Consider the following 25,956-nt stretch of genomic DNA (forward strand, 5'->3'; position numbering starts at 1 on the left):
GGACCTGCGGGACAACGTTTACCTGGTGGCCTTGCACCCGTATGGCTCTCACCGGGTCGCACCGGGCCGGGAGCCGGGAGCGGCCGGGGTCTCCTCGCGCAGGATGCCCGCGAGATCGGCGCGGCGGGTGATCCCGAGCTTGCGGTAGATGCTCGTGAGGTGGAGTTCCACGGTGCGTACCGTCACGAACAGGGACTCCGCGGCCTCCCGGTTGCTCACTCCCGAGGCGACCAGCGTGGCCACCGTGCGTTCCGTTCCGGTCAGTATGTCCAGTGGTGAGACCGTGACCTCCCGCATCCTTCCACCCGCCCCGACCAGTTCCTCGCGGGCCCGTCGGGCGAGGGCCACGCAGCCGCAGCGGTGGGCGATCGCGACCGCTTCCCGCAGGTGTTCGCGTGCCTCGCGCGGCGCGCCCCCGGCCAGCAGCGCCCGCCCCAGCAGCAGCAGCGCGCGGGCGTGGTCGGCGCGGGCCGGTGATGCCGCCAGCCGGCCGACCGCCTCCCGCAGCCGGGTGATTCCTTCCGGACCGGGCGTGGCGACGCCGCGGGCAAGGGCGGCGTAGGCCAGGGCGCGAGGGGTTCCCCAGCGTTCGGCCGGCCTGGCACCGTGGTCGGCCGTTTCCCGGGCCTCGTCGATGCGGCCGGCATCGGCCAGCAGGCAGGCGGCGTCCAGCCACCAGGGAGCCAGGACCGGATTGGCGTGTCCCGCCTCGGCGAGGGAGTCCCCGCACGTGCGCAACAGGGTGAGAGCGCTCTCCCGGTCGCCGTGGGCCCACCGGGCCCGTGCCCGTGCCATGAGGTACCAGTGGTACTCCCACGCGAAGCGCTCGATGCGCGGGCGCTTGATGGTGTCGAGCACCGCCTCGGCCCTGGCCGGCTCACCGCGCTCGGTGAGGGCCAGGGCACAGGCGGTCTGCGGCATGGTGGCGCCCTCGCCCCGGTCCTCGTTCTCGATCAGGTCGAGAGCCGTCTGGGCGTCTGCCGCGGCCTGCGTGATGTCACCCCGGTCCAGATGGACGAAGGCACGGGTGGAGAGCGCGAGACCGCATGTCCAGGCCCCCGCGGTCCGCCGGCTGTCGCGCAGGACGGCGTCCAGCGCGTCCAGCGCCTCGTCGGTCTCGTCGGCCAGGGACAGCACGAGAGAGGCGGGGAGCAGGGACCAGGCGCCGAGCGGTACGTCCGGGAAGCGCAGGGCACGCCGTGCCTGACGGACCGACCGGGCTGCGGAATGGCCGTCCATGGCGGTGAGCACGCTGAGCATGGCGAGTTGCTGGCGCTGGGCGGGCGTGTCGCCCGGCGGTGGGGTCAGCCGGGCCGCAAGGTGACGCACCGCCGGCAGGGTACTCTTCTCGTCCGCTCCGACGATCAGCAGGACGGATTCGACCATGGTGAGAAGTTCCCGGTCGGCGGGTTCCGCCTCGGGGCCGAGCTCGGCGCTGAGGGCGTCCAGTGCCTCGGTCAGCACGCGGGCGCCCTCGGGTGACCTCTGGACGCCGAGGCAGGTCAGTCCGAGCTGGACCGCTGCCCTCGCCCGGGTGCGCACGTCGTCCGTGCGGGCCAGCGCCTCGTGCAGCAGTGTCACGGAGCGGGACGGATCCGTCTCGGACAGGACTTCGGCGAGCCGTATCCGGGCCTCCGGCGCATCGGGCCCGGCCTTCATCACGTGCTCGAGATACCGTGCGGCAGCCTCGGGAGCCCCCCGTTGTTCCGCCTGTGCGGCGGCGTCGAGGAGGACGGAGATCATCCACGGCCGGTCGGCTCGCGGCAGGAGCAGCAGTTGGCCGGCGATCTGCTCGGGGGACCGCCCGACGTCGCTGAGCAGTTGGGCGGCCCGGGTACGCAGACCGGCGAGGGCCGTGGAGCCGACCGTGGAGAGGATCGCCGCGCGCACCATGTCGTGCGCCGGCTCGGTCCGGCCGGGCCGGAGGAGCGCGGCCCGGTGCAGGATCTGCACGGCCTCCTCGGCCTGCACGACGGACACACCGGCGAGGGCCGCGAGGTGTTCGGTCCGTTCCGGGCCGAGCACGGCCAGGGCGCGGGCCACCTCGCGCACGCGGTCAGGCTGGCCGTCCAGAACCTCCCGCACGGAGGAGGCGATGACCCGGCCCCCGATCTCGGTGATGCGCCGGGTGCCCGTGTCGTCGGGGGCCGCCCCGGCGGCGCGCAGTCTGTGCAGGAGCCGCTGGAGTTCAAGGGGGTTGCCACCGGTGACGGCGGTGAGCGTGTCGACGAAGGAGGGCTGCGGCAGGACACCCGGGAAGGCACGTTGGACAAGGGTCTCGACATCACGGGCCGGCAGTGCGGTCAGGTGCAGCGGCGCGGGCCGGTGGTGGGCCACCAGGTCGGTCAGGGCGGGCCCGGCCGTCCGGTCGGACTCGCTGCGCTGGGCGAGCACCACGAGCAGCGGCATCCCGTCGGCGCGGCGCAGCAGGAAGTCCAGCCAGCGCAGGGATCGTTCGTCGCACCAGTGGGTGTCGTCGAGGGCCAGCACCAGGGGGCGCTCCGCCATGAGGTTGGCGGCCAGCCAGTACAGGCCGTTCAGGGCGGGAAAGGTGGCACCGGGTGCGGTGTCCGCGTCGACGAGGTCGGGGGCGAGGGCTGGCAGGGCGTGGCGGGCGCTTCCGCCGAGCAGGGACGATGCCCGGCGTCGGCGTGCGGTGAGGTTGAGCGGTCCGAACAGAGCGCGTACACCGCTGTAGCCGCTTCCGGAGTCGATCGCGCGGCAGGCTCCGTACAGCGTGGTCGCTCCGTCGCAGGGTCCGCCGTCCTCGAGGGCGGCCCGCAGCAGGGAGGTCTTGCCGATTCCCGCCGGCCCGTCGAGGACGACCATGTGCGGCCGTCCGGCGCGGGCGGCGGCGGCCCTGGCGGCGAGTGTTTCCAGCTGGGCCTCGCGGCCGACCAGGGGGAGGGACGGACCGATGGCCCGTTCCCGGTTCGTCACGTGGTCCCCCTTGCTCGTGCTGAGGCCAGGGCCGGCGCTTTGGTGAGCAGCCCCTGTCCCCGGCGCTGCGGAGCGCTCGGCGCGCCCCACCGTACAGGGAACGCCGGTCACCTCGGAGTATCTCGGGGTTCTGCGCCCGGCGCCCGTCCCGCCCTGCGACGGGAAGTCTAAGGATTTCCCGGTTACGCCCGTGAGATCAAGGTGGGGTGCGGTCGCCACCCGCCCGACTCGGGCCCCGGCCGACGGGCCGCACACGGACAACTCCGTCCTGCCCGCCCGCCGGTTCCGCCCGTGCGGGCGGGTGGCGACCCCCGGCAGTCATCTCGTGAAAGGGCCCTCATGGACTCCGCCGCACGGCCGATCCTCTTCGTCGGTCTCCCCGAGAGCGGCCTGCTCAACCCGTTGCTGGTGCTGGCCGGGGAACTGGCGCGGCGCGGTGTGCCCGACCTGTGGTTCGCCACCGACGAGCACCGCCGCGAGGACGTGGCGGCACTGGCCGCCGATTCCCCGGTGTCGTTCGCCTCACTGGGCGAGGCGGTGTCCGAACTGTCGGCGGTGACCTGGGACGACACCGTGTACCGGAAGGTCACCCAGCCCTCCCGGTTCAAGGCGCACCGCGCCGTGGTCCGGCAGTCGTACAGGCCGGCGCTCCAGGCTCGCAAGTACCGCGCTCTGGAGAAGGTGGTGGAGCGGGTGCGGCCGTCCCTGATGGTGATCGACTGCGTGAGCGGCTTCGGCGTGGATCTGGCACTCGCGCACCGGATCCCGTACGTGCTGTCCGTGCCCTTCGTCCCGAGCAACGTGCTGACCTCGCACAACCCCTTCGGCGCGTCGTACACCCCGAGGAACTTCCCGGTGCCCAACTCCGGTCTGCCGCTGGAGATGACGCCCCGGCAACGGCTCACCAACACGCTGTTCAAGTGGCGGACACTCTTCATGTTCCTGCATCCGTCGATGGGCAAGGTGCTCAAGGAGGACGCCGCCCTCCGCAAGGAACTGGGCATCGCCCCGCCCAACTCCCTGACCCGGGTGGACGCGGCCGAGATGGTGCTGTGCTCCTCGGTCCCGGAGCTGGACTACCCCTTCGACGTGCCGGAGAAGCTGCGGCTGGTGGGTGCCCTGCTGCCGCCGCTGCCGGAGTGCCCGGACGACGAGGACCTCGGCGGCTGGCTGGACCGGCAGTCGTCGGTGGTCTACATGGGCTTCGGCACCATCACCCGGCTGACCCGTGAGGAGGTCGCGGCGCTGGTGGAGGTGGCCCGCCGGATGTCGGACCGGCACCAGTTCCTGTGGAAGCTGCCGAAGGAGCAGCAGCACCTGCTGCCGCCGGCCGCCTCGCTGCCGGACAACCTGCGGGTGGAGAGCTGGGTGCCGTCCCAGCTGGACGTGCTGGCCCATCCGAAGGTGTCGGTGTTCTTCTCGCACGGCGGCGGCAACGCCTACCACGAGGGCGTCTACTTCGGTAAGCCGCAGGTGGTGCGGCCCTTGTGGGTGGACTGCTTCGACCAGGCGGTGCGCGGCCGTGACTTCGGCTTCAGCCTGACGCTGGACCGGCCGGAGACCGTGGACCCGGACGACGTCGTCGACAAGCTCACCCGGGTCGTCGAGGACCCCTCCTTCCGCGAGCGGGCGGAGCGCCTCGGCGCGCTGCAGCGGGCGGCCGGCGGGCGCAAGGCGGCGGCCGATCTGATCCTGGGCGTGCTGCCGCGGCCATGACGCCCGGCCGTCCGCCGGCCCGTCCCCGAACGACCGCCCTTCCCTTCCGGTTATCGCACGCACCATCGCAGCGAGGACGCATGTCTTTCACCCAACCCGTTTCCCGGCCCACTCTGGGCGGGCGTGAACTGGAGTACGTCACCGACGCCGTCAGCGGCGGCTGGATCTCCTCGCAGGGCCCCTACGTGCGGCGCTTCGAGGAGGCGTTCGCCGAGTGGAACGGCGTGGCGCACGGCGTCGCCTGCTCCTCCGGCACGGCCGCGCTGACCCTGGCGCTGCGCGCACTGGGCATCGGGCCGGGCGACGAGGTGATCGTGCCGGAGTTCACCATGGTGGCCTCCGCGTGGGCGGTCACGTACACCGGGGCGACGCCCGTCTTCGTGGACTGCGGCGACGACCTGAACATCGACGTCTCCCTGATCGAGGAGAAGATCACTCCGCGTACCAGGGCGCTGATGCCGGTGCACGTCTACGGGCGCCGCTGCGGCATGGACGCGGTGATGGACCTCGCGCACCAGTACAACCTGCGGGTGGTCGAGGACTCGGCGGAGGCGCACGGGGTGCGGCCGGTCGGGGACATCGCGTGCTTCTCGCTCTTCGCCAACAAGATCATCACGGCGGGCGAGGGCGGCGTCTGCCTCACCGACGACCCGCGGCTGGCCGAGCAGCTCGCGCATCTGCGGGCCATGGCGTTCACCCGCGACCACAGTTTCCTGCACAAGAAGCTGGCCTACAACTTCCGCATGACGGCCATGCAGGCGGCCGTGGCGCTGGCGCAGGTGGAGCGGCTGGACGAGATCCTGGCCGCCCGCCGGGAGATCGAGGCCCGCTACGACGCGGGACTCGAGGGCGTCCGCGGTGTGACGCTCATGCCGCCGCGGGACGTGCTGTGGATGTACGACATCCGTGCGGAGCGCCGCGAGGAACTCCGTGCCCACCTCGCCGAACGGGGCGTCGAGACACGGCTGTTCTTCAAGCCGATGAGCAGGCAGCCCGGTTACCTCGACCCGGTGTGGCCGTCCCTGAACGCGCACCGTTTCAGCGAGGACGGCCTGTACCTGCCCACCCACACCGGGCTGACCGCCGCCGACCAGGAATACATCACCGGAGCCGTCCGGGAGTTCTACTCCGCGGGCTGAACCGCCGGGACCCGGCCGCGGCTTCGCGCGGCACCCCTGGAAACCTCAGGAAGAGGAAGAAGGAACGGACATGACGACCGGCACCGACCCCACGGTGGTCGGCTTCCCCCGGCGCACGCCGGAGGAGCCGCTGCCCCTGTCCCAGTACGCGAGCCACCGCGAGCAGAACGGTCTGGTGCTGTCCCACCTGCCGAACGGGGTGCCGATCTGGCTGGTGACCCGGCACGAGGACGTGCGCACGGTGCTCACCCACCCCAAGATCAGCGCCAACCCGGACAACGAGGGCTTCCCCAACGTCGGTGAGACGATGGGTGTGCCCAAGCAGGACCAGATCCCGGGCTGGTTCGTCGGCCTGGACTCGCCCGAGCACGACCGGTTCCGCAAGGTGCTCATCCCGGAGTTCACCGTGCGGCGCGTCCGGGAACTGCGCCCGGCGATCGAGCGCACCGTGGACGAGCGCATCGACGCGATGCTCTCCGCGGGCGACCACGCCGACCTCATCAGCGACTTCGCGCTGCCGGTGCCGTCCCTGGTGATCTCCTCGCTGCTGGGCGTGCCGCCGGCGGACCGTGACTTCTTCGAGTCGCGCACCCGCACCCTGGTCGCCATCCGCACCTCCACCGACGAGGAGCGGGCCACCGCCACCCGGGAGTTGCTGCGCTACATCAACCGGCTGATCGCCATCAAGGAGAAGTGGCCCGGCGACGACCTGATCAGCCGGCTGCTGGCCACCGGGCAGCTCACCGCCGTCGAACTGTCGGGGGTGCTGCTGCTCCTGCTGATCGCGGGCCACGAGACCACCGCCAACAACATCGGCCTCGGTGTGGTCACCCTGCTCGGCAACCGGCAGTGGATCGGCAACGAGCGGCTGGTGGAGGAGCTGCTGCGGCTGCACTCGGTGGCCGACATGGTGGCGCTGCGGGTCGCGGTGGAGGACATGGAGATCGCCGGTCAGCTCATCCGCAAGGGTGAGGGCATCGTGCCGCTGCTGGCCGCCGCCAACCACGACACCGAGGTGTTCGGCTGCCCGCACGCCTTCGACCCGGAGCGTTCCGAACGCCGCCATGTGGCGTTCGGCTACGGCGTCCACCAGTGCCTCGGCCAGAACCTGGTGCGGGTCGAGATGGAGATCGCCTACCGCAAGCTGTTCGAGCGCATCCCGACGCTGGAGCTGGCCGTCCCGATGGACGAGCTGGCCTTCAAGTACGACGGGATCCTGTTCGGACTCCACGAGCTGCCGGTGCGCTGGTAGGCCACCGGCACCCGGGTGCCGCCGGACGGTCCCGGCGGCACCCGGCACCCCGCCGGCCCGGCACCCCGCCCGGAAACCCACGTTCCAGTCCCCATCCCTCAAGGAGCAACGAGCATGCGCGTCACCGTCGACAGCGAGCGGTGCGTCGGAGCGGGCCAGTGCGCGCTGAACGCGCCGGAGGTCTTCGACCAGGACGAGGACGGGATCGTCGTCCTGCTGGTGCAGGAGCCGAAGGAGGCGGACGCGGAGGGCGTCCGGGCCGCGGGCGACCTGTGCCCGTCGGGCTCGGTCACCGTCCACGAGGACTGACCGTCCATGAGGACCGGCCCGACCGCGAAGCCCGCCCGCGCCCGTTGGGGACGGCCGGGCGGGCGTTTCGGGGCGGTCGACGGAAGGACTTCCGCGGTGGGACGGGGCGACAGCGCCGGCCCGGCCGCGGATTCCGCGGCGGGGCGTCCGGGTTCCCGAGGGTCCGGACACCCCGCCGGGGACGCAGGGGCCCGCGGCGGTCCGGTGCGGGAGGTGCGCCCGTCCCGGACCGCCGCGGGCCCGCCCGGCCGGCGGAGCACCGTCGGCCGCAGCATCACCGAAGGGACTCACACCGTGACCACCGCTGACGACACCGGGGCCCTGTGGCTGCGGCGTTACCACCCGGCCGACGCCGACGCGGTACGGCTGGTCTGCTTCCCGCACGCGGGCGGTTCGGCCAGCTTCTACCACCCGGTCTCGGCTCGGTTCGCCCCGGCCGCCGAGGTCCTGTCGCTGCAGTATCCCGGCCGCCAGGACCGGCGCAAGGAACCCTGTGTGGAGGATCTCGGCCGGCTCGCCGACCTGGTCACCGAGCAGCTGCTGGCGCTGGACGACCGGCCCAGCGTGTTCTTCGGGCACAGCATGGGCGCGGCGCTGGCGTTCGAGACGGCGTGGCGGCTGGAGCAGAAGGGCGCCGGGCCGCTCACCGTCATCGCCTCCGGCAGGCGCGGCCCGTCGACCACGCGGGCCGAGGAGGTGCACCTGCGGGACGACGACGGCATCGTCGCCGAGATGAAGCGGCTGAACGGCACCGCGTCGGGCGTCCTCGGCGACGAGGAGATCCTGCGCATGGCCCTGCCGGCGCTGCGCGGCGACTACCGCGCCATCGAGACGTACTCCTGCCCGCCGGACCGGAGGGTGCGCTGCGGGGTCACCGTGCTCACCGGCGACGGCGACCCGCTCACCACGGCCGAGGAGGCCGAGCGCTGGCAGGACCACACCGAAGGCCCCTTCCGGCTGCGGGTGTTCACCGGCGGCCATTTCTTCCTCACCCAGCACCTGACGGCGGTCAACGGCGAGATCGCCGACGCCCTCGACCTGGCACGGTCCGCCCCGGCGTCCTGACGTCCGCCCGGGCGGTGCCGCCGGACGGCGCCGCCCGGGCAGGCGCAGGAGTCGTGGTCGACCCACCACCGGAGAGCCCGCACACGGCCGGACCGCCACCCGCGTCCGTCACGTTCCCCGTCACTTTCCGCTCACGCGCCTCCTGGACAAGGAAACGCTCATGCGCACACTGCTCGTCGACAACTACGACTCGTTCACCTACAACCTGTTCCACTACCTGTCCCGGGTCAACGGGCGCGAACCAGAGGTGATCCGCAACGACGACCCGGCGTGGCGGCCGGGTCTCCTCGGCTCCTTCGACAACGTGGTGCTCTCCCCCGGTCCGGGCACACCGCACCGGCCCGCCGACTTCGGGCTGTGCGCGGGCATCGCCGAGGAGGGCCGGCTGCCCGTGCTCGGGGTGTGCCTGGGCCACCAGGGCATGGCGCTGGCCCACGGGGCGTCGGTGGGCCGGGCCCCCGAGCCTCACCACGGCAGGGTCTGCGCGGTGCGGCACAACGGCACCGGGCTGTTCGAGGGGCTGCCGCAGCCGCTGGAGGTGGTGCGCTACCACTCCCTGGCCGTGACGGACCTGCCGCCGGAGCTGGAGGCCACGGCGTGGTCGGCGGACGGGGTGCTGATGGGCCTGCGCCACCGGACGCTCCCGCTGTGGGGGGTGCAGTTCCATCCGGAGTCCATCGGCACCCGGGAGGGGCACCGGCTGCTGGAGAACTTCCGCCGGCTCACCGAGGAGCACGACCGGGCCGGCGGGCACCGGCCGGTCGTCACGACGGGCGTCCCCGCGCAGCGGCGGCCCCCGGAGGCCGACACCGCCACGGCCGTGGCACCGGCCCCCGCCACGGCGGGCGGTGCGGCGGGCGGCGGATCGCCGCGCCGGCTGCGGGTGGTCGCCGAGCGGCTGCGCACCCGGTGGGACGCGGAGGTCGCCTTCGACCGGCTGTTCCGCACCGGCGACCACCCGTTCTGGCTGGACAGCAGCCGCCCGGGCGGACGCCTGGGGCAGCTGTCCGTGATGGGGGACGCGTCCGGCCCGCTGGCCCGCGTCGCCTCGGCGGACGTGGAGACCGGCACCGTGACCGTCACCGAGGGCGGCACCACGCGCGTCGAGCAGTCGCCCTTCCTGGCCTGGCTGGAGCGGGACCTCGCCGGGCTGAGCACCGAAGTCCCCGATCTCCCCTTCGACTTCGCGCTGGGCTGGGTCGGCTGCCTGGGATACGAGCTGAAGGCCGAGTGCGACGGCGACGCGGCGCACCGCTCCCCCGACCCGGACGCCGTCCTGGTCTTCGCCGACCGCGCCCTGGTCCTCGACCACCGCACCGACACGACGTACCTGCTGGCACTGGCCGAGGACGGTGACGAGGAGCCGGCCCGGTCCTGGCTCGCGTCGGCCGCCGGCACCCTGGAGACCCTCGCGGGCCGGGAACCCGGGCCCTGCGAGGCGCCCGCGTCCGGCGGCACCGGCCCGGTCGTGCTGCGCCACGACCGCGACGCCTACCTCAAGCTGATCGACGTCTGCCAGCAGGAGATCGCGGCCGGCGAGACGTACGAGGTGTGCCTGACCAACATGGCCGAGACGGACACCGATCTCGACCCCTGGCAGGCGTACCGCTGTCTGCGACGGGTGAGCCGGGCGCCGTTCGCGGCGTTCCTGCACTTCGGGCCGATGGCCGTGCTGAGCACCTCGCCCGAGCGGTTCCTGCGCATCGACCGGCACGGCGTGATGGAGTCCAAGCCCATCAAGGGCACCCGGCCGCGCGGCGCCGATCCGCGGGAGGACGAGCGGCTCGCCCGGGACCTGGCGGCCAACGAGAAGGACCGCGCCGAGAACCTGATGATCGTCGACCTGGTCCGGCACGACCTCGGCCGGTGCGCGCAGGTCGGCTCGGTCGTCGCCGACCCGGTGTTCCAGGTGGAGACGTACGCGACGGTGCACCAGCTGGTGAGCACGGTCCGGGCGCGGCTGCGCCCCGGTCTCAGCCCGGTCGCCGCCGTGCGCGCCGCGTTCCCCGGCGGTTCGATGACCGGCGCCCCGAAGATCCGCACCATGCAGATCATCGACCGGCTGGAGGGCGGCCCGCGCGGTGTGTACTCGGGTGCCATCGGCTACTTCTCGCTGACCGGCGCGGTGGACCTGAGCATCGTCATCCGCACGGTGGTGCTCAGCGGGAACCGGCTGCGCTACGGCGTCGGCGGCGCCGTCATCGCGCTGTCCGACCCGGCGGCGGAGTTCGAGGAGACGGCGGTGAAGGCCGCGCCGCTGCTGCGGCTGCTCGGCGCCGCGTTCCCGGGGCGTGAGGAACTGGCCGGCGAGGCCGTGTCCGACGTGACGCCGGCGGGCCCGTAGGCGGGGCGGGGGTCCGTCCCCCGTTCCGCGCCCCCGCATGCCTGCGGCGGCCCATGTCTAGGGAAAACCCGGGGCGTTGGGCAACAGCCTGAGAGGGTTCCCCGTTCACCGGAAACGCTCGACCCCCGGGAGTGATGGTGCCCGTCCACGCTGACGACTACGTGATCCGGCCGCCCGGTGCCCGCGAGGGCGAGCTGGACGGTCTCACCCTGCCCGCGGTTCTCGCCGACGCCGTGCGGACCGGGGGCGACGCGGTGGCCCTGGTGGACGGGGAACGCGAACGCACCTGGCGGGAGGTGCGGGACGACGTGGACGCGCTGGCCCGCGCGCTCCAGGAGGCCGGTGTCGGGCCCGGCGACGTGGTCGCCCTGCACCTGCCCAACTGCTGGGAGTACGTGACGCTGCACCTGGCGGCGGCGTCGGTCGGGGCGGTCACCCTGCCCGTGCACCGGGGCAACGCCCCCGCCGACGTACGGGCCCTGCTGGAGCGGGTCGGTCCGGCGGTGCTCGCGCTGCCGGCCGGCACCCAGGAGCCGGGCGGCCCGCTGGCCGCGGCGGCCCTGCGGGAGTCCCTGCCGTCGCTGCGCGCCGTCCTGGTGACCGGTGACGGAGCGGCCGGGGGCACCGAGTCGGTTCAGGGTCTGCTGGACCGCTGGGCGGGTGAGCGGCCCCGGCCGGTGGAGGTGCGGCCGGACGCGCCGTTCCTGCTGTTCCCCTCGTCCGGTACGACGTCCGCGCGGCCCAAGATCTGCCTGCACACCCACGACTCGCTGCTCACCAACTCCCGTGCCGCCACCGAGGACAGCGCCGGGGCGTACGGCGGCACCCTGATCACGGCGTGCCCGCTGACCCACTGTTTCGGCCTGCAGTCGCTGTACTCGGCACTGTTCCGTTCCGGACGGCAGGTGCTGCTGCGCTCCTGGGACGTGGACCGGTTCCTGGAGCTGGCGCGGTCGGCGCGGCCTAGCGTGGTGGTGGCCGTGCCGGCGCAGCTGCACGACGTGGTGGCGCGGGCACGGGAGTCGGCAGGGGGCGCCGGGTTCCGCCCGGAGCGGGTGCTCACCGCCGGCGCCGCCCTGCCCGCCGCCCTGGTGCGGGACGTGCGCGGGACGCTGGACACCGCGCTGGTCGTGGTGTGGGGCATGTCGGAGGCCGGGAACGGCACCAGCAGTCTGGCCGGGGACCCGCCGGAGGTCGCCGCGCACAGCGTGGGACGGCCGGTCCGGGGCGCGCGGATGCGCGTCCTCGGCGAGGACGGCAGGCCGTGCGGTCCGGGCGAGGCCGGGGAACTGTACTACCGCAGTCCCAGCATGTTCCGCGGCTACTACGGCGAGCCGGAGCTGACCCGGTCGGTGGTGTCGGAGGACGGCTGGCTGCGCACCGGTGACCTCGCCTCGATCGGCGAGGACGGCCTCGTGGTGTTCCACGGCCGCTCCGCCGAACTCATCAACGTGGGCGGCCGCAAGTTCAACGCCGTGGAGATCCAGGGCCTGCTGGCGGATCTGCCGGGCATCGGTCCGCTGGCGGTGGTCGCCAAGCCCGACCCGCGGCTCGGGGAGTACCCCTGCCTCGTGGTGACCGCGCGCCCGTCCGGTTCCGCGGAGGCACCGCGGGACGCCACGGAGGCACCGGCGGGCACGGTCGGCCTCGGGGAGGTGACGGCGTTCCTGCGGGAGCGCGGTGTCGCCGAGTACAAGATCCCGCTGGAGCTGGTCGTGCTGCCGGCCCTGCCGCGCACCCCCGCCGGGAAGATCAACCGGCGGGTGCTGGAGCAGATCCTGGCCGACGCCGCCGCGCGTCCGGAGCCGGTTCCCGGCGACGCGCCCCGCCCGGACCTCGGCACCGCCCTCGACCTGGTGGTGGCGGCGGTCGCCGAGGTGCTCGGCGCGCGGGGCGCGGACGGCGCGGGTCCCATCGGAGCGGACGTCACCTTCCGCGCGCACGGCCTCGACTCGGTGGCATCGGTGCGGCTGCGCAACGCGCTCGCCGAGGCCACGGGCCTGCCGCTGCCGGCCGCGGTGGCCTTCGACTTCCCGACCCCGGCGGCCCTGGCCCGGGAGCTGGCCGGGCTGAACCGCCAGGAGGAGGAGCCGGCTTCCGGCCCGGAACTCCACGACGAGCCCGTGGCGATCGTGGGCATGGCCTGCCGGCTGCCCGGCGGCACCGCCTCCCCGGAGGCGCTGTGGGAGCTGCTGGGCGAGGGCGGCGACGCCGTGTCGGGGTTCCCCGCCGACCGCGGCTGGGACCTGGACACCCTCTTCGACGACGACCCGGAGCACCCGGGCACCACCTACGCCCGTGAGGGCGGATTCCTGCGCGACGCCGCCCACTTCGACGCGGGGTTCTTCGGCATGTCGGCGCGGGAGGCGCTCGCCACCGATCCGCAGCAGCGGCTGCTGCTGGAGACCGCCTGGGAGGCCGTGGAGCGGGCCCGGATCGATCCGCTGTCGCTGCGCGGCAGCCGTACCGGCGTGTTCACCGGCGCGATGTACCACGACTACGCGACGGGGGCGACCGACCCGTCCGGGGAACTGGAGGGGCTGCTGCCGGTGGGTACCTCCGCCGGTGCGCTGTCCGGGCGGATCTCGTACACCCTGGGCCTGGACGGCCCGGCCCTGACGGTGGACACGGCCTGTTCCTCGTCGCTGGTGGCGCTGCACCTGGCGTGCCGGTCGCTGCGGTCCGGGGAGTCGGAGCTGGCGCTCGCCGGAGGGGTGGCGGTGATGGCCACACCGGCGCCGTTCGTCGGCTTCTCCCGGCTGCGGGGCCTGTCGCCGGACGGCCGCTGCAAGTCCTTCGGCGAGGGCGCGGACGGGGCCGCCTGGTCGGAGGGCGCCGGTCTGCTGTTGCTGGAGCGGTTGTCGGACGCGCGTCGCAACGGCCATCCGGTGCTGGCGGTGATCCGCGGCTCGGCGGTCAACCAGGACGGCGCCTCCAACGGTTTGACCGCGCCCAACGGCCCCGCCCAGCGCCGGGTGATCCGCCGCGCGCTGGCCGACGCGGGGCTCACGGCGGCGGACGTCGACGCGGTGGAGGCGCACGGCACCGGTACCACGCTGGGCGACCCGATCGAGGCGCAGGCGCTGCTCGACACCTACGGACGGGAGCGTCCCGAGGGACGCCCGCTGTGGCTGGGCTCGGTCAAGTCGAACCTGGGGCACACCCAGGCGGCGGCCGGCGTGACCGGGGTGATCAAGATGGTGCTGGCGCTCCAGCACGGCGTACTGCCGCGCACCCTGCACGCGGACACCCCCAGCTCCCGGGTGGACTGGTCGGCCGGGACCGTCCGGCTGCTGAACGAGGCACGCGCGTGGCCGGCCGGGGAGGGCGGGCCGCGCAGGGCGGCCGTCTCGTCGTTCGGCATCAGCGGCACCAACGCCCATCTCGTGCTGGAGGAGGCCCCGGCCGGTCCGGGGGCCGCACCGGCCGCGCGGGCGCAGGATGCCGAGGGGCCCGTCGTGCCGTGGCTGGTGTCGGCCCGGGACGCGGCGGCGCTGCGGGGCCAGGCGCGCCGGCTGGCCGCGTACGCCGAGGCCCACCCGGAGGTGCCGGCCCGCGACATCGCGTACTCGCTGCTCACCACCCGCCCCGTGCACGCCCGTACGGCGGTGCTCTGCGGGGCGGGACGGGACGCGCTCACCGCGGCGGCGGCCGGGTTCGCCCGGGACGGCGTCGCCGGGGTGACGGGCCGGGGCGCGGGCGGCGGCCCGGCAAGGACCGCGTTCGTGTTCACCGGTCAGGGCAGTCAGCGTCCCGGCATGGGCCGCACGCTCGCCGCCGCGTTCCCGGTGTTCGACGCCGCGCTGCGCGAGGTGTGCGCGGAGCTCGACCCGCTGCTCCAGCGGCCGTTGACATCGGTGATGTGGGCGGCCCCGGACAGCGCGGAGGCGGGGCTGCTGCACGGCACCGGCTGCGCGCAGCCCGCCCTGTTCGCCTTCCAAGTGGCCCTGTACCGGCTGCTGGGGTCCTGGGGGGTGACGCCCGCCCGGCTGGTGGGTCACTCGGTGGGCGAGATCGCCGCCGCGCACGTGGCGGGCGTGCTGAGCCTGCCGGACGCGTGCGCGCTGGTCGCGGCGCGCGGCCGGCTGATGCAGTCGCTGCCGCCGGGCGGGGCGATGGTGGCGGTCGGCTGTTCCGAGGCCGAGGTGCTGCCGTGGCTCGACGGACGCGAGGAGCACGTCGCCGTCGCCGCGGTGAACGGTCCGCGCTCGGTGGTGCTGTCCGGCGCCGAGGCTCCGCTGGCCGACCTGACGGGCGGCCTGACGGCCGCCGGGTACAAGACGCGCCGTCTGGTGGTCAGTCACGCCTTCCACTCGCCCCTGATGGACCCGGTGCTCGCCGAGTTCCGGAAGACCGTGGCGTCGCTGTCCTTCGCCGCGCCGGAGGTACCGCTGGTCTCCGGGGTCACCGGCCGCCCGCTCACCGTCGCGGAGGCCGCGGATCCGGACCACTGGGTGCGGCACGCCCGGGAGACCGTCCGGTTCGCGGACGCGGTCGTCCACCTCGCCGACGCGCGGACCGGCGTCTACGTCGAACTGGGCCCCGAGGCAGCGCTCACGCCCATGGTGGACGAGTGCCTGGCGGAGCACCTCGGGCAGCGGGAGCCGGGGAACGGGCCGGTGGTGGAACCACTGCTGCGGGGCGGGGAGGACGAGGCGGGGGCCCTGCTCGCCGCCGCCGTACGGCTGCACGCGCACGGTCTGCCGGTGGACTGGCCGGCGGTGCTGCCGGGCGCGCGGAGGGTCCCCCTGCCCACGTACGCGTTCCAGCACGAGGCGTACTGGCTGGCCTCGGTGCCGGCCGGCACGGTGGTCGTGGCGAGCCCGGAGACGGCCGGGGCGGCGGACGCTGCGCCCGCCCTGGCCGGGCGGCTGGCCGGCCTGGCGGACGCGGAGGCCGAGGCGCTGGTGACGGACCTGGTGCGCGGCGAGCTGGCGGCCGTGATCGGCGGGGAACTGCCGCCGGACGCGGGTGACGGCCTGGCCTTCACCGAACTGGGCGTCACCTCCGTCACCGCCGTCGAACTGCGCAACCGGCTCACCGCCGTCACCGGGGTCCGGCTGCCGCCGACCCTGGTCTTCGACCATCCTTCCCCCGCCGAGGTGGCCCGGCTGGTGTGCGACACGCTCCGGCGGTCCGGGCCGGTCCGTGCCCGTGACGCGTCCTCCCTGGTCGACGAGTTGGAGGCGCTGCTCACGTCGGGCGCCGACCTCGACTCCGGGACGGCGGGCCGGCTGAGGACGCTGGCCGCGCGCCGGTCCCCGGCCCGCACCGGCGGCGCGGAACCGGCCGCGGACCCCTTGGACCTGGCGGACGCCACGGACGAGGAGTTGTTCCGCCTCATGGACGGGGCGGGGCCGGACGGCTCGCACACGGGGCCGTCCGGCCCCGTGGCCGGGGCCGGCGGCACGGACGAGGACCTGTTCGGCCTCGTGGACGGGGTGGACGGCACGGCCGCTCCGGGCGGCGACCGGTAGGCATCGACCGGCGTGCCCCCACGTCCCCGTGGTCCGTCGCCCGTCGCCCGGCGGGCGGCGGGCGGCGGGCCCCACGGTCCGGCCGCCGGCCGGCCCTCCACCCAGCACACACCCACCAGCGGGAGATCACCTCATGAGCGGGCTCGTCATGCCCCCCATCACCCAGTCCGGAGCGGGGGCCGGATCCGGCCCGGACTCCGGCCCCGGCGGCGGCGATCAGATGATCGTGGCGGAGGGCGTCAGCAAGTCGTTCGGATCGGTCCACGCCCTGGACTCGGTCAGTGTCAGCGCCCGCCGGGGCACGGTCCTGGCTCTCCTCGGCCACAACGGGGCCGGCAAGACCACCCTCGTCAACATCCTGACCACCTCGCTGCCGCTGTCGTCGGGACGGGCCTCCGTCGCCGGGTACGACGTGGCCCGCGAGCCCTTCGAGATCCGCCGCCGTATCGGTCTCACCGGCCAGTTCGCGTCGGTGGACACGCAGCTGAGCGGACGGGACAACCTCGTGCTGATCGCCCGGCTGCTCGGTGCGGGCCGACGGGCCGCGCGTTCCCGGGCCGACGACCTGCTGGAGCTGTTCGAACTGACCACGGTCGCCGACCGGCGCGCGAGCGGCTACTCGGGCGGCCTGCGCCGCCGGCTCGACCTGGCCGTGTCGCTGGTCGGCGGCCCACGAGTGATCTTCCTCGACGAACCCACCACCGGCCTGGACCCGTCCAGCCGCCTGAAGCTGTGGGAGATCGTCGAGGGCCTGGTCCAGCAGGGGGCGACGGTCCTGCTGACCACCCAGTACCTGGAGGAGGCCGACCGGCTCGCCGACTCCATCACGGTGCTCTCGGCCGGCAAGGTCGTCGCCTCGGGCACCGCCGACGAACTCAAGGCCACCGTCGGCCGGCGCACCGTCACGCTGACTCTGGACGGGGACGACGCGCCCGCGCGGGCGGGGGCCGCGCTGCGCGGCGCCGGGTTCGCGCCGGTCGGCGGCGAGGACGGCACCCGCGTTCTGGTCGTCCCGATCGACACCACCCGGGAGATCGCGGACGTCATCCGCACGCTGGACCGGGCGAGCGTCGAGGCCACCGAGCTGACGTTCGGCGAACCGACCCTGGACGACGTGTACCTGACCCTCGCCGAGCAGCACGCCAGGACCCCGGCGTGACCGCCGCCCGACGCCCTCTGTGGAGGACCTCTTGACCACGCACCTCACTCCCGCGCCGCGCCCGGACGCGCCCGCGGCCGTCGCACTCGAGGCGCCCGACTTCGGCGGGAGTTCGTTCGTCGCCCAGGTGCGGGTGCTCACCGGGCGGTCGCTGCGGGCGATGGTGACCGACCCGGGCATCGTGCTGTTCGGCCTGATCCAGCCGGTCGTCATCCTGTTCGTGCTGACCCAGGTGTTCAGCAGGATGGGCATGCCCCCGCACTTCCCGGAGGGCGTGAGCTACCTCGACTTCGTGCTGCCCGCCGTGCTGGTGGACAACGCCGCGCAGTCGGCGATGCAGTCCGGGGTGGGCCTGGTGGAGGACCTGCGCAACGGCGTGGTCGCCAGGCTGCGTTCGCTGCCGGTGCACCCCGGGGCGCTGCTGGTGGCGCGCAGTCTGGTCGGGCTGGTGCGCAGCGCCGTGCAGATCCTCGTGATCATGGTGCTGGCGATGACGGTCCTGGGCTACTCCCCCAACGGAGGCGTCGCCGAACTCGCCCTGTCCGCCGGGCTCACGCTCTTCCTCAGCTTCGCCCTGGGCTGGGCCTTCATCGCGGCCGGCGCGTGGCTGCGGCGCGCGGAGCCCCTGCAGAACCTCGCCCTGATCGTGATCTTCCCGCTGATGTTCGCGTCCAGCGCGTACGTGCCGGTCGCCGACCTGCCCGGCTGGCTGGCGGCCGTGGCGCAGGTGAACCCGCTGACGTACGCCATCGACGCGAGTCGCGCCCTCGCGCTGGACGTGCCGGGCCTGGACCACGCGATTCCGGCGCTGGTCATCGGCGGGGTCATCAGCGCGGCGGGCGTGTTCGCCGCCCTGGCCGGCTTCCGCCGGCCCCTCTGACCCCGCGCCACTCCCCCGGGCGCGGGACCCGGCCCGCAGGTGCTTACAGGCACCTGCGGGCCTTTCTCGTGCACGGAGCGGGGCGGGCACGGGGTCGAGGGCCGGCGGTCGGCGGTCGGCGGTCGGCGGTCGGCGGTCGGCGGTCGAGGGGGGGGAGGCTGGAGGCTGGAGGTCGGGGCTCGGGGATCGGGCCGGGGGCGGGTTCTGCACCGGGCGTGGATACGGGTACGGCGCGCGCGGGCGTGCGTACCGCGCCGGTGTGGGCGCGGGTGTGGGTACGGCGCCGGTACGGGCGCGGCATCCGTGCGGACGGGGGCACCGCCGGCGCGGTGCGTCCGCACGAGTGCGGGCCCGGCATCGGCACGGGAACGGGCGTAAGCACCGCTACGGGCACCGTCCGAGGGCCGAACGGGCGCGCCGGGGCGGCGTCCCGGGCGCGGAAGAGGGCCCGGGAGAGGGCGGGGACGGCGCAAGTCCCGTGGGAGGTGTGCGCGGCCCCGCCCGTGGCCGGGGTGGGCGGACGCTTCCGGTACACCGCCTGGTTTCGGTCACCGATCGGCGCGAAACAGACGGTGACGGGTGCCGGGATGGTGGAAGAGTCGCTGGTCGGCGGATGGGACGGCTGCCCGAACCGCCTCAAGGCGGGCAGCCGGGAACCGGTAAACGGGTCGACCACCCCTTTTACCCCCGGCCGGACCGGGTCCCGGCGGGGTCGGGCGCGAGCGGGTGCTGCCTCCCCGCCGCGGTTTTGGCCCGTACTCACGGTGGGTCCGTCCTCACCGTTCCCGACCGGGCGCCGCCGCAGCCGCTGCCGCGAGCCCGGGCCGCCGTGGGCGCACTCGACACGGACGGGCACGGCCGGGCACGAAGCGCACTTCCGCGTACGGCAAAGCCCGGACCGGCCTTCACGTCGGTGGTGGCCGTCGTGCAGCCGGTCCGGGCCCTGGGGGTGGCGGGGCGGGCCGGGGCTCGGCCCGCCCCGCCACCGTGGCTACGAGAGGCCGAGCTCGTTGTCGAGCATGTCGAAGACCTCTTCGTCCGTGGCGGAGTCGAAGTCGAACGCGTCGTCCTCCTCCCCGGACACGGCGGATGCCTCCGTGCGCAGCGACTGCCACTTGCTGCGCAGCACCTCCAGCCGGCCCGCGACCTGTTCGAAGAGTTCGGCACCCGCTTCGATGCCCGTGATGCTCTTCTCCAGCCGGTCCAGTTCGGCCAGGACCGCCTCCGGTCCGTGGGCCGGTGCCGGCGCGACGCGCGCGTACAGGTGGGCGACGAGTTCGCTGGGTGTGGGGTAGTCGAACAGGAGGGTGGCGGGGAGGCGGGTGCCGGTGAGCGCGCCGAGCCGGTTGCGCAGTTCGACGGAGGTCAGCGAGTCGAAACCGAGGTCCTGGAAGGGACGGGTCGGTTCGACGTCGGCCAGGTCCACGTGACCGAGGACGGTGGCGATCTGACTCCGCACCAGTTCCAGCAGCGCCTCGCGGCCCTCCGCCGGCGTGAGTGCGGACAGCCGCCGGGTGAGGTCCGCCGCGGCGGCCGCCGTTCCCGCCGCCGGGGCCGCGCGGCGGGACGCCACCCGGATCAGCGAGCGGAACAGCGGCGGGATCTCGCCGAGGGACCGCAGGGCCCCGAGGTCCAGCCGTACGGGCAGGACCGCGGGCCCGGCGTCGGCGGTGCGGAGCGTGTCGAACAGGGCCAGGCCCTGTTCCGGCTCCATCGGCGGCATGCCCGCCCTGGTCATCCGGGCGATGTCGGCCTCGCCGAGTTCGCCGGTCATGCCGCTGCCCCGGGTCCAGGGGCCCCAGCCGAGGGACAGGGCGGGCAGGCCCTGGTTGCGGCGGTGCCGGGCGAGGGCGTCCAAAAAGGCGTTGCCGGCCGCGTAGTTGGCCTGGCCCGCGTTGCCGAGCGTACCGGCGACGGAGGAGAACAGCACGAAGGCGTCGAGCGGGAGGCCCCGGGTGGCCTCGTGCAGGTGCCAGGCGGCGTCCGCCTTGGGCCGCAGGACGGCGGCGAGCCGTTCGGGCGTGAGGGCGTCGATCATGCCGTCGTCCAGGACGCCCGCCGCGTGGATCACGGCGCGCAGCGGCCGGTCGGCGGGCACCTCGGCGAGCAGCCGGTCGACCGCGGCGCGGTCGGTCACGTCGCAGGCGGCGACGGTGACCCGGGCTCCCTCCGCCTCGAGCTCGGCGGCGAGTTCGCCGGCGCCGTCCGCGGCGGGGCCGCGCCGGCTCACCAGCAGCAGGCTCCGCGCACCGTGCTCGGTCGCCAGGTGGCGGGCGACGGCGGCACCGAGGCCGCCGGTCCCTCCGGTGACGAGGACGGTTCCCTCGGCGTCCCAGTCGGCCGTGCCCTGCTGTCCGGGCACGGTGGCCCGGACCAGCCGGGGCACGAGCACCCGGCCCTCGCGGACCGCGAGCTGCGGCTCGGCGGAGGCGGGTGCGAGGACGGCGGGCGGAAGGTCCGTGCCCGCGTCGGTGTCCTCCAGGTCGAGCAGGGTGAACCGGCCGGGGTGTTCCGCCTGGGCCGTGCGCGTCAGACCCCATACGGCGGCGGCAGCCGGGTCGGTGCCGTCGGTCGCGCCCCGGGTGACGAGGACCAGGCGGGAGGCGGTGAACCTCTCGTCGGCGAGCCAGGTGCCGAGCGTCCCGAGGACCCGGGTGGTCACGGTGTGCGCGGCGCCCGCCATGTCGGCCGGGGCAGGACCGGCCGGTCCGGCGCCGGTGTGGACGGGCAGGAGGACGACCGGCGGCAGCGGCCCGCCGGCCGCCGCGTCGGCCAGTGCCGTCAGGTCCGCGTACCGGTCGGCGGCGGCTCCGGCGGTGCGGACGGCCCTGTCGAGGGCACCGCCGTCCGGGCCGCCGATCAGGGCGACCCGGACGGCCTCCGTGCCGGCGGCGTTCGCGCTGTCCGCGGCGCCCTGCTCCGGTGCCGGGATCCAGTCCAGGGCGAACAGGCGGTCCCGTTCGGCGCCCGTCCCGGCGCCGAGCTGCTCCGCCGAAACGGGGCGGGTCACCAGGGAGTCGACGGTGGCCACGGGTGCGCCGGAGATGTCGGCGACGGCTATCGCGAGGGTGCCGTCATCGGCGCGGGAGAGCCTGATGCGGACGGCGGACGCGCCGACGGCGTGCAGGGACACGCCGTTCCAGGCGAACGGAACCCCGCCGCCCTGTGACGTCCCCCCGCCCTGCGGTGAGTCGCCGTCCTGCGGCGCGACGCCGTCGGCGGGCGTGCCGGCCAGCGCGGTGGCGTGCAGGGCGGCGTCGAACAACGCCGGGTGCAGGCCGTACGCCTCGCCGCCGGTGCCGTCGGGCAGGGCGACCTCGGCGAACACCTCGCCGTCGCGCCGCCAGGCGGCCCGCAGTCCCTGGAACACCGGTCCGTAGACGAACCCGGCGTCCTCGAAGCGTTCGTACAGGCCGTCCGTGTCGAGCGGTTCGGCCTTCTCGGGCGGCCAGACGGACGCGTCGAAGTCCGTGGCGGCCGAGGCCGCGGGACCGGTCGCGAGGACGCCCTCGGCGTGGGTCGTCCAGGTGGCGGCGGGGTCGTCGGCGGGCCGGGAGTGGATGCCGAGCGGGCGGTGGCCCGTGTCGTCGGGGGCGCCGACGCCGACCTGGAGCTGGACCGTGCCCCGGGCGGGCAGGACCAGTGGCGCGGCGAGGGTGAGTTCCTCCACCAGCTCGCAGCCCAGGGAGGTGCCGGCATGCACCGCCAGCTCCAGCAGGGCGGTGCCGGGGACGAGGACGGCGCCCATGACAACATGGTCGGCGAGCCAGCCGTGGGTGCCGACCGACAGCCGTCCGGTGAACAGGTGGCCGTCGGATCCGGCGAGTTCCACGGCCCCGCCGAGCAGCGGGTGGTCGGCGGGCGTCAGTCCGGCGGCTTCCGCCCCTGCGCCCATGTGCATCTCCGTGGGCCAGAAGCGGCGCCGCTGGAAGGCGTACGTGGGCAGGGCGGTCCGGCGGGCGCCCAGGCCGGCGAAGAACCGGGCCCAGTCGACGGGCACGCCGTGTCCATGGAGCCGGGCGAGGGCGTCGACCAGGGCGGTCTCGCCGGGGGTGGTGCGCCGCTGGGCGGCGACGGTCACGGCGGTGTCGGGCAGGGTCTCGCGGGCCATGGCGGAGGTGACGCCGTCGGGGCCGAGTTCCAGGAACCTGGTGACGCCCTGCTCGTTCAGGGTGTTCACCCCGTCGGAGAAGCGGACGGCCCCGCGGACGTGCCGTACCCAGTAGTCGGCGGAGCACAGCTCCTCCGCGGTGGCGAGGGCCCCGGTGAGGTTGGAGACCACGGGCAGGGCGGGCGGCTGGGGGGAAAGCCGCTCCAGCACGGTGCGGAAGTCCTCCAGCATCGGCTCCATCAGCGGGGAGTGGAAGGCGTGCGACACCCGCAGGGCGGTGGTACGGCGGCCCTGCTCGCGGAAGACCGCGGTCACCTTCCCGACGTCCGCCTCGGAACCCGACACCACGACGGAGGCCGGTCCGTTGACGGCCGCGACACCGACGCCGTCGGTGAGGTACGGCAGCACCTCGGCCTCGGTGGCCTGGACCGCCGCCATGGCACCGCCGGCGGGCAGCGCCTGCATCAGGCTGCCGCGGGCGGCGACCAGCGCACAGGCCTCCTCCAGGGTGAAGACCCCGGCGACGTGGGCCGCGGTGATCTCTCCGATGGAGTGTCCCGCCACGTACTCGGGGACGACACCGAACGACTCGGTGAGCCGGTACAGCGCCGTTCCGAGGGCGAAGAGGGCGGCCTGGGTGTAGGCGGTGCCGTTCAGGGCGTCCTCGTCGTCACCCCAGACGACCCCGCGCAGCGGTCGCTCCAGGTGCTCGTCCAGTCCGGCGCAGGCCGCGTCGAAGGCCTCGGCGAACACCGGGAACCGCCCGTACAGGTCGCGTCCCATGCCGAGCCGCTGCGCGCCCTGGCCCGGGAAGAGGACGGCGAGCAGTCCCTCGCGGGCCGTGGTGGCCGGCTCCTCGCCCCGCGCGACTGCGCCCAGGCCCGCCAGCAGCCCGTCGCGGTCCGCGCCGACGACCGCGACGCGGTGTTCGAACGCCGCGCGGGTGGTCGCCAGCGAGTACGCGACGTCGAGCGGGCGCGGCACGTCCGCACCGGCCGTCCCGGCCTCCTCGACGTGCGCCAGCAGGCGTTCGGCCTGGGCGCGCAGGGCGTCCTGGTCGCGCGCCGACAGCAGCCACGGTACGACCGCGGCGGGCGCCGGACTCGCGTCGTCCGCCTCGCCGGGGACGGCGGGCGCCGTGGGCACGACGGCGGGCGCCTGCTCGACGATGACGTGGGCGTTGGTTCCGCTGATGCCGAAGGAGGAGACACCGGCGCGGCGCGGGCGGCCGGTGCCGGTCCATTCCCGCTGCTCGGTCAGCAGCGCGACGGAGCCGGCGGTCCAGTCGACCTGGTCGCTGGGCGCGTCCACGTTGAGAGTGGCGGGCAGCACACCGTGCCGCATCGCCATCACCATTTTGATGACGCCCGCGACGCCGGCGGCGGCCTGCGTGTGGCCGATGTTGGACTTCACCGAGCCGAGCCACAGGGGACGCTCCTCGGGCCGGTCCTGGCCGTAGGTGGCGAGCAGTGCCTGGGCCTCGATCGGGTCGCCGAGCGTGGTGCCCGTGCCGTGCGCCTCCACCGCGTCGATCTGGTCGGCGGCGAGCCGCGCGTTGGCGAGGGCCTGCCGGATCACGCGGCGCTGGGAGGGGCCGTTGGGGGCGGTGAGCCCGTTGCTGGCGCCGTCCTGGTTGACGGCGGAGCCCCGGACCACGGCCAGCACCTCGTGCCCGTTGCGCAGTGCGTCGGACAGCCGCTCGACCACCAGGAAGCCCGCTCCTTCGGAGAAGCCGGTACCGTCGGCCGCCGCGGCGAACGACTTGCACCGTCCGTCGGGTGCCAGTCCGCCCTGCCGGCCGAACTCGACGAACACACCGGGCGTGGCGAGCACGGTGACACCGCCGGTGACGGCGAGCGAGCAGTCGCCCTGCCGCAGCGCCTGCACCGCGAGGTGCAGCGCGACCAGGGAGGAGGAGCAGGCGGTGTCGACGGAGACTGCCGGGCCCTCCAGGCCGAGCTTGTAGGAGATGCGGCCGGTGACGACGCTGCCGTTGCCGTCGCTGCCGGGGTAGTCGTGGTACATCACGCCGGCGAAGACACCGGTGCGGCTGCCCTTGAGCGAGCCGGGGTCGATGCCCGCACGCTCCAGCGCCTCCCAGGACAGCTCCAGCGCGAGCCGCTGCTGCGGGTCCATGGTGACGGCCTCGCGGGGCGAGATGCCGAAGAATCCGGGGTCGAAGTCGGCCGCACCGTCGAGGAAGCCGCCCTCGCGTGCGTAGTAGCCGTCGGGGTGCTTGGCCTCCGGGTCACGCAGCATCGACAGGTCCCATCCCCGGTTCTCGGGGAACGGGGTGATGGCGTCCGCGCCGTCCGTGACCAGCCGCCACAGCTCTTCGGGCGAGGCCACTCCGCCCGGGTAGCGACAGGCCATGCCGACGATGGCGATCGGCTCGTGCTGGGCGGCGGTGAGCCGCCGGTTGTCCCGGCGCAGCCGCGCGGTCTCCGCGCGGGCGGCACGCAGGGCGCCGGAGGTCGAGGAGTCCCCGGAAGCCCCGGGAGCCCCGGGAGCCCCGGCGAAGGGGACGTCCTGGAGGCCCGGGTCGGCGTCGACGGCGCCGTCCGGTTCGTCGTGCAGGCCGGTGTCCTGCTCCTCAGGGTCTGCATAAGCCTCCGCGTGCGCCGACGCGCCGTCCTCGTCGGCGAGTTCGAGGAGGACGTCCACCAGACCCGCGTCCCGCAGACGCCGGGTCGGGATCGACCGGAGCGCGCGGCGGACGCCGTCCTCTCCGGCGTCGCCGTCCGCTTCATCACCCGACGCCGGGTACGCGGCGGCCAGTTCGGCCTCCACGAACTCGGTGACGGCGAGGGCGTTGGGGTGGTCGAAGACCAGGGTGGCGGGGAGCCTGAGTCCGGTGAGGTTGTTGAGCTGGTTGCGCAGTTCGGTCGCGGCGAGCGAGTCGAAGCCCAGTTCCTGGAACGCCCGGTCGGGTCCGATCGCCTCGGCCGAACCGTGCCCCAGCACGGCCGCCACCTGCGAACGCACCAACTGCATTACCGTGCGGTGCCGCTCGGCAGGCGGGAGGGCGGCCAGCCGCTGGGCGGGGGTTTCCTCCTCTGCCGAGCCGGCATTCGCTGCGGCGGCGGTTCGGCGCACGGTCGGGGCGAGGGCGCGGAGCAGGGCGGGGACCTCGTCGGTCCGGGCGCGCAGGGCGGCGGTGTCGACCCGCAACGGAACGACCGTGGCCTCGCCGCAATCCAGTCCGGCCGCGAACAGCTCCAGCCCGGCCTCGTGGGAGAGCACCGGCAGACCCTGCGACGCCATCCGCCGACGGTCCACCTCACCCAGATACCGGCCCAGCCCGGCACCCACGTCCCAGAACCCGTACGCCATCGACGTCGCCGGCAGCCCCTCCGCCCGCCGACGCGCCGCCAACGCGTCCAGGAACACATTCGCCGCAGCATAGTTGCCCTGACCCGCCGTCAGCACCAGACCACCGGCCGACGAGAACAACACGAACGCGGCCAGATCCAGCCCACGCGTGGCCTCGTGCAGCCACCACGCGGCATCCGCCTTCGGAGCCAGAACACCGTCCACCCGCTCCGGCGACAGCGCACCCACCAG

The 25,956-nt window shown here is 74.5% G+C and carries 11 protein-coding genes; 9 read left to right on the forward strand and 2 right to left on the reverse strand.

What is annotated here, in order from left to right:
- Nucleotides 1-48: 48 nt before the first annotated feature.
- Nucleotides 49-2,940, reverse strand: a complete 2,892-nt coding sequence (locus tag TU30_RS26395; protein WP_042174441.1) for an AAA family ATPase — start codon at nt 2,938-2,940, stop codon at nt 49-51.
- 339 nt (nt 2,941-3,279) lie between these two features.
- Here TU30_RS26395 and TU30_RS26400 point away from each other — a divergent pair, with 339 nt between their 5' ends.
- The 9 genes from TU30_RS26400 to TU30_RS26440 all read left to right on the forward strand — a co-directional run bounded on the left by TU30_RS26400 (nt 3,280) and on the right by TU30_RS26440 (nt 18,281).
- Nucleotides 3,280-4,656 carry a glycosyltransferase gene (locus TU30_RS26400; protein ID WP_042174443.1) on the forward strand — a complete coding sequence of 459 codons (1,377 nt, stop codon included), beginning with the start codon at nt 3,280-3,282 and terminating at the stop codon, nt 4,654-4,656.
- A gap of 80 nt (nt 4,657-4,736) precedes the next feature.
- A complete protein-coding gene (locus TU30_RS26405; protein ID WP_042174445.1) occupies nt 4,737-5,795 on the forward strand; it encodes a DegT/DnrJ/EryC1/StrS aminotransferase family protein in 1,059 nt (352 codons plus the stop codon).
- Between the two features lie 70 nt (nt 5,796-5,865).
- Nucleotides 5,866-7,047 carry a cytochrome P450 gene (locus tag TU30_RS26410; RefSeq protein WP_042174450.1) on the forward strand — a complete coding sequence of 394 codons (1,182 nt, stop codon included), beginning with the start codon at nt 5,866-5,868 and terminating at the stop codon, nt 7,045-7,047.
- A 114-nt stretch (nt 7,048-7,161) separates the two neighbouring features.
- Nucleotides 7,162-7,356: a ferredoxin gene (locus TU30_RS26415; protein ID WP_042174451.1), complete on the forward strand. Its 195-nt coding sequence runs from the start codon at nt 7,162-7,164 to the stop codon at nt 7,354-7,356.
- A 294-nt stretch (nt 7,357-7,650) separates the two neighbouring features.
- Entirely contained in the window at nt 7,651-8,421 is a 771-nt protein-coding gene (locus TU30_RS26420) for a thioesterase II family protein (RefSeq protein ID WP_042174479.1), read from the forward strand.
- Between the two features lie 160 nt (nt 8,422-8,581).
- On the forward strand, nt 8,582-10,765 hold the full coding sequence (pabB, locus tag TU30_RS26425; RefSeq protein WP_042174452.1) for an aminodeoxychorismate synthase component I: 2,184 nt from the start codon (nt 8,582-8,584) through the stop codon (nt 10,763-10,765).
- Nucleotides 10,766-10,899: 134 nt separating this feature from the next.
- The gene (locus TU30_RS26430; protein ID WP_078878532.1) at nt 10,900-16,242 is read left to right on the forward strand and encodes a type I polyketide synthase; all 5,343 of its coding nucleotides are present in this window, start codon (nt 10,900-10,902) and stop codon (nt 16,240-16,242) included.
- Nucleotides 16,243-16,375: 133 nt separating this feature from the next.
- Nucleotides 16,376-17,401, forward strand: a complete 1,026-nt coding sequence (locus TU30_RS26435) for an ATP-binding cassette domain-containing protein (RefSeq protein ID WP_042174454.1) — start codon at nt 16,376-16,378, stop codon at nt 17,399-17,401.
- A gap of 31 nt (nt 17,402-17,432) precedes the next feature.
- On the forward strand, nt 17,433-18,281 hold the full coding sequence (locus TU30_RS26440) for an ABC transporter permease (protein ID WP_042174483.1): 849 nt from the start codon (nt 17,433-17,435) through the stop codon (nt 18,279-18,281).
- A gap of 991 nt (nt 18,282-19,272) precedes the next feature.
- Here TU30_RS26440 and TU30_RS26445 read toward each other — a convergent pair.
- A partial coding sequence (locus tag TU30_RS26445) for a type I polyketide synthase (protein ID WP_158719366.1) occupies nt 19,273-25,956 on the reverse strand: 6,684 nt, incomplete at its 5' end.

Source organism: Streptomyces sp. NBRC 110035 (genome assembly GCF_000829695.1).
GTDB lineage: Bacteria > Actinomycetota > Actinomycetes > Streptomycetales > Streptomycetaceae > Streptomyces.

Excerpts from the sequence above, each read along its gene's own strand:
- TU30_RS26400 (WP_042174443.1), top strand. The coding sequence starts at position 3,280 with ATGGACTCCGCCGCACGGCCGATCCTCTTCGTCGGTCTCCCCGAGAGC.
- TU30_RS26405 (WP_042174445.1), top strand. The coding sequence starts at position 4,737 with ATGTCTTTCACCCAACCCGTTTCCCGGCCCACTCTGGGCGGGCGTGAA.
- TU30_RS26410 (WP_042174450.1), top strand. The coding sequence starts at position 5,866 with ATGACGACCGGCACCGACCCCACGGTGGTCGGCTTCCCCCGGCGCACG.
- TU30_RS26415 (WP_042174451.1), top strand. The coding sequence starts at position 7,162 with ATGCGCGTCACCGTCGACAGCGAGCGGTGCGTCGGAGCGGGCCAGTGC.
- pabB (WP_042174452.1), top strand. The coding sequence starts at position 8,582 with ATGCGCACACTGCTCGTCGACAACTACGACTCGTTCACCTACAACCTG.
- TU30_RS26430 (WP_078878532.1), top strand. The coding sequence starts at position 10,900 with ATGGTGCCCGTCCACGCTGACGACTACGTGATCCGGCCGCCCGGTGCC.
- TU30_RS26435 (WP_042174454.1), top strand. The coding sequence starts at position 16,376 with ATGAGCGGGCTCGTCATGCCCCCCATCACCCAGTCCGGAGCGGGGGCC.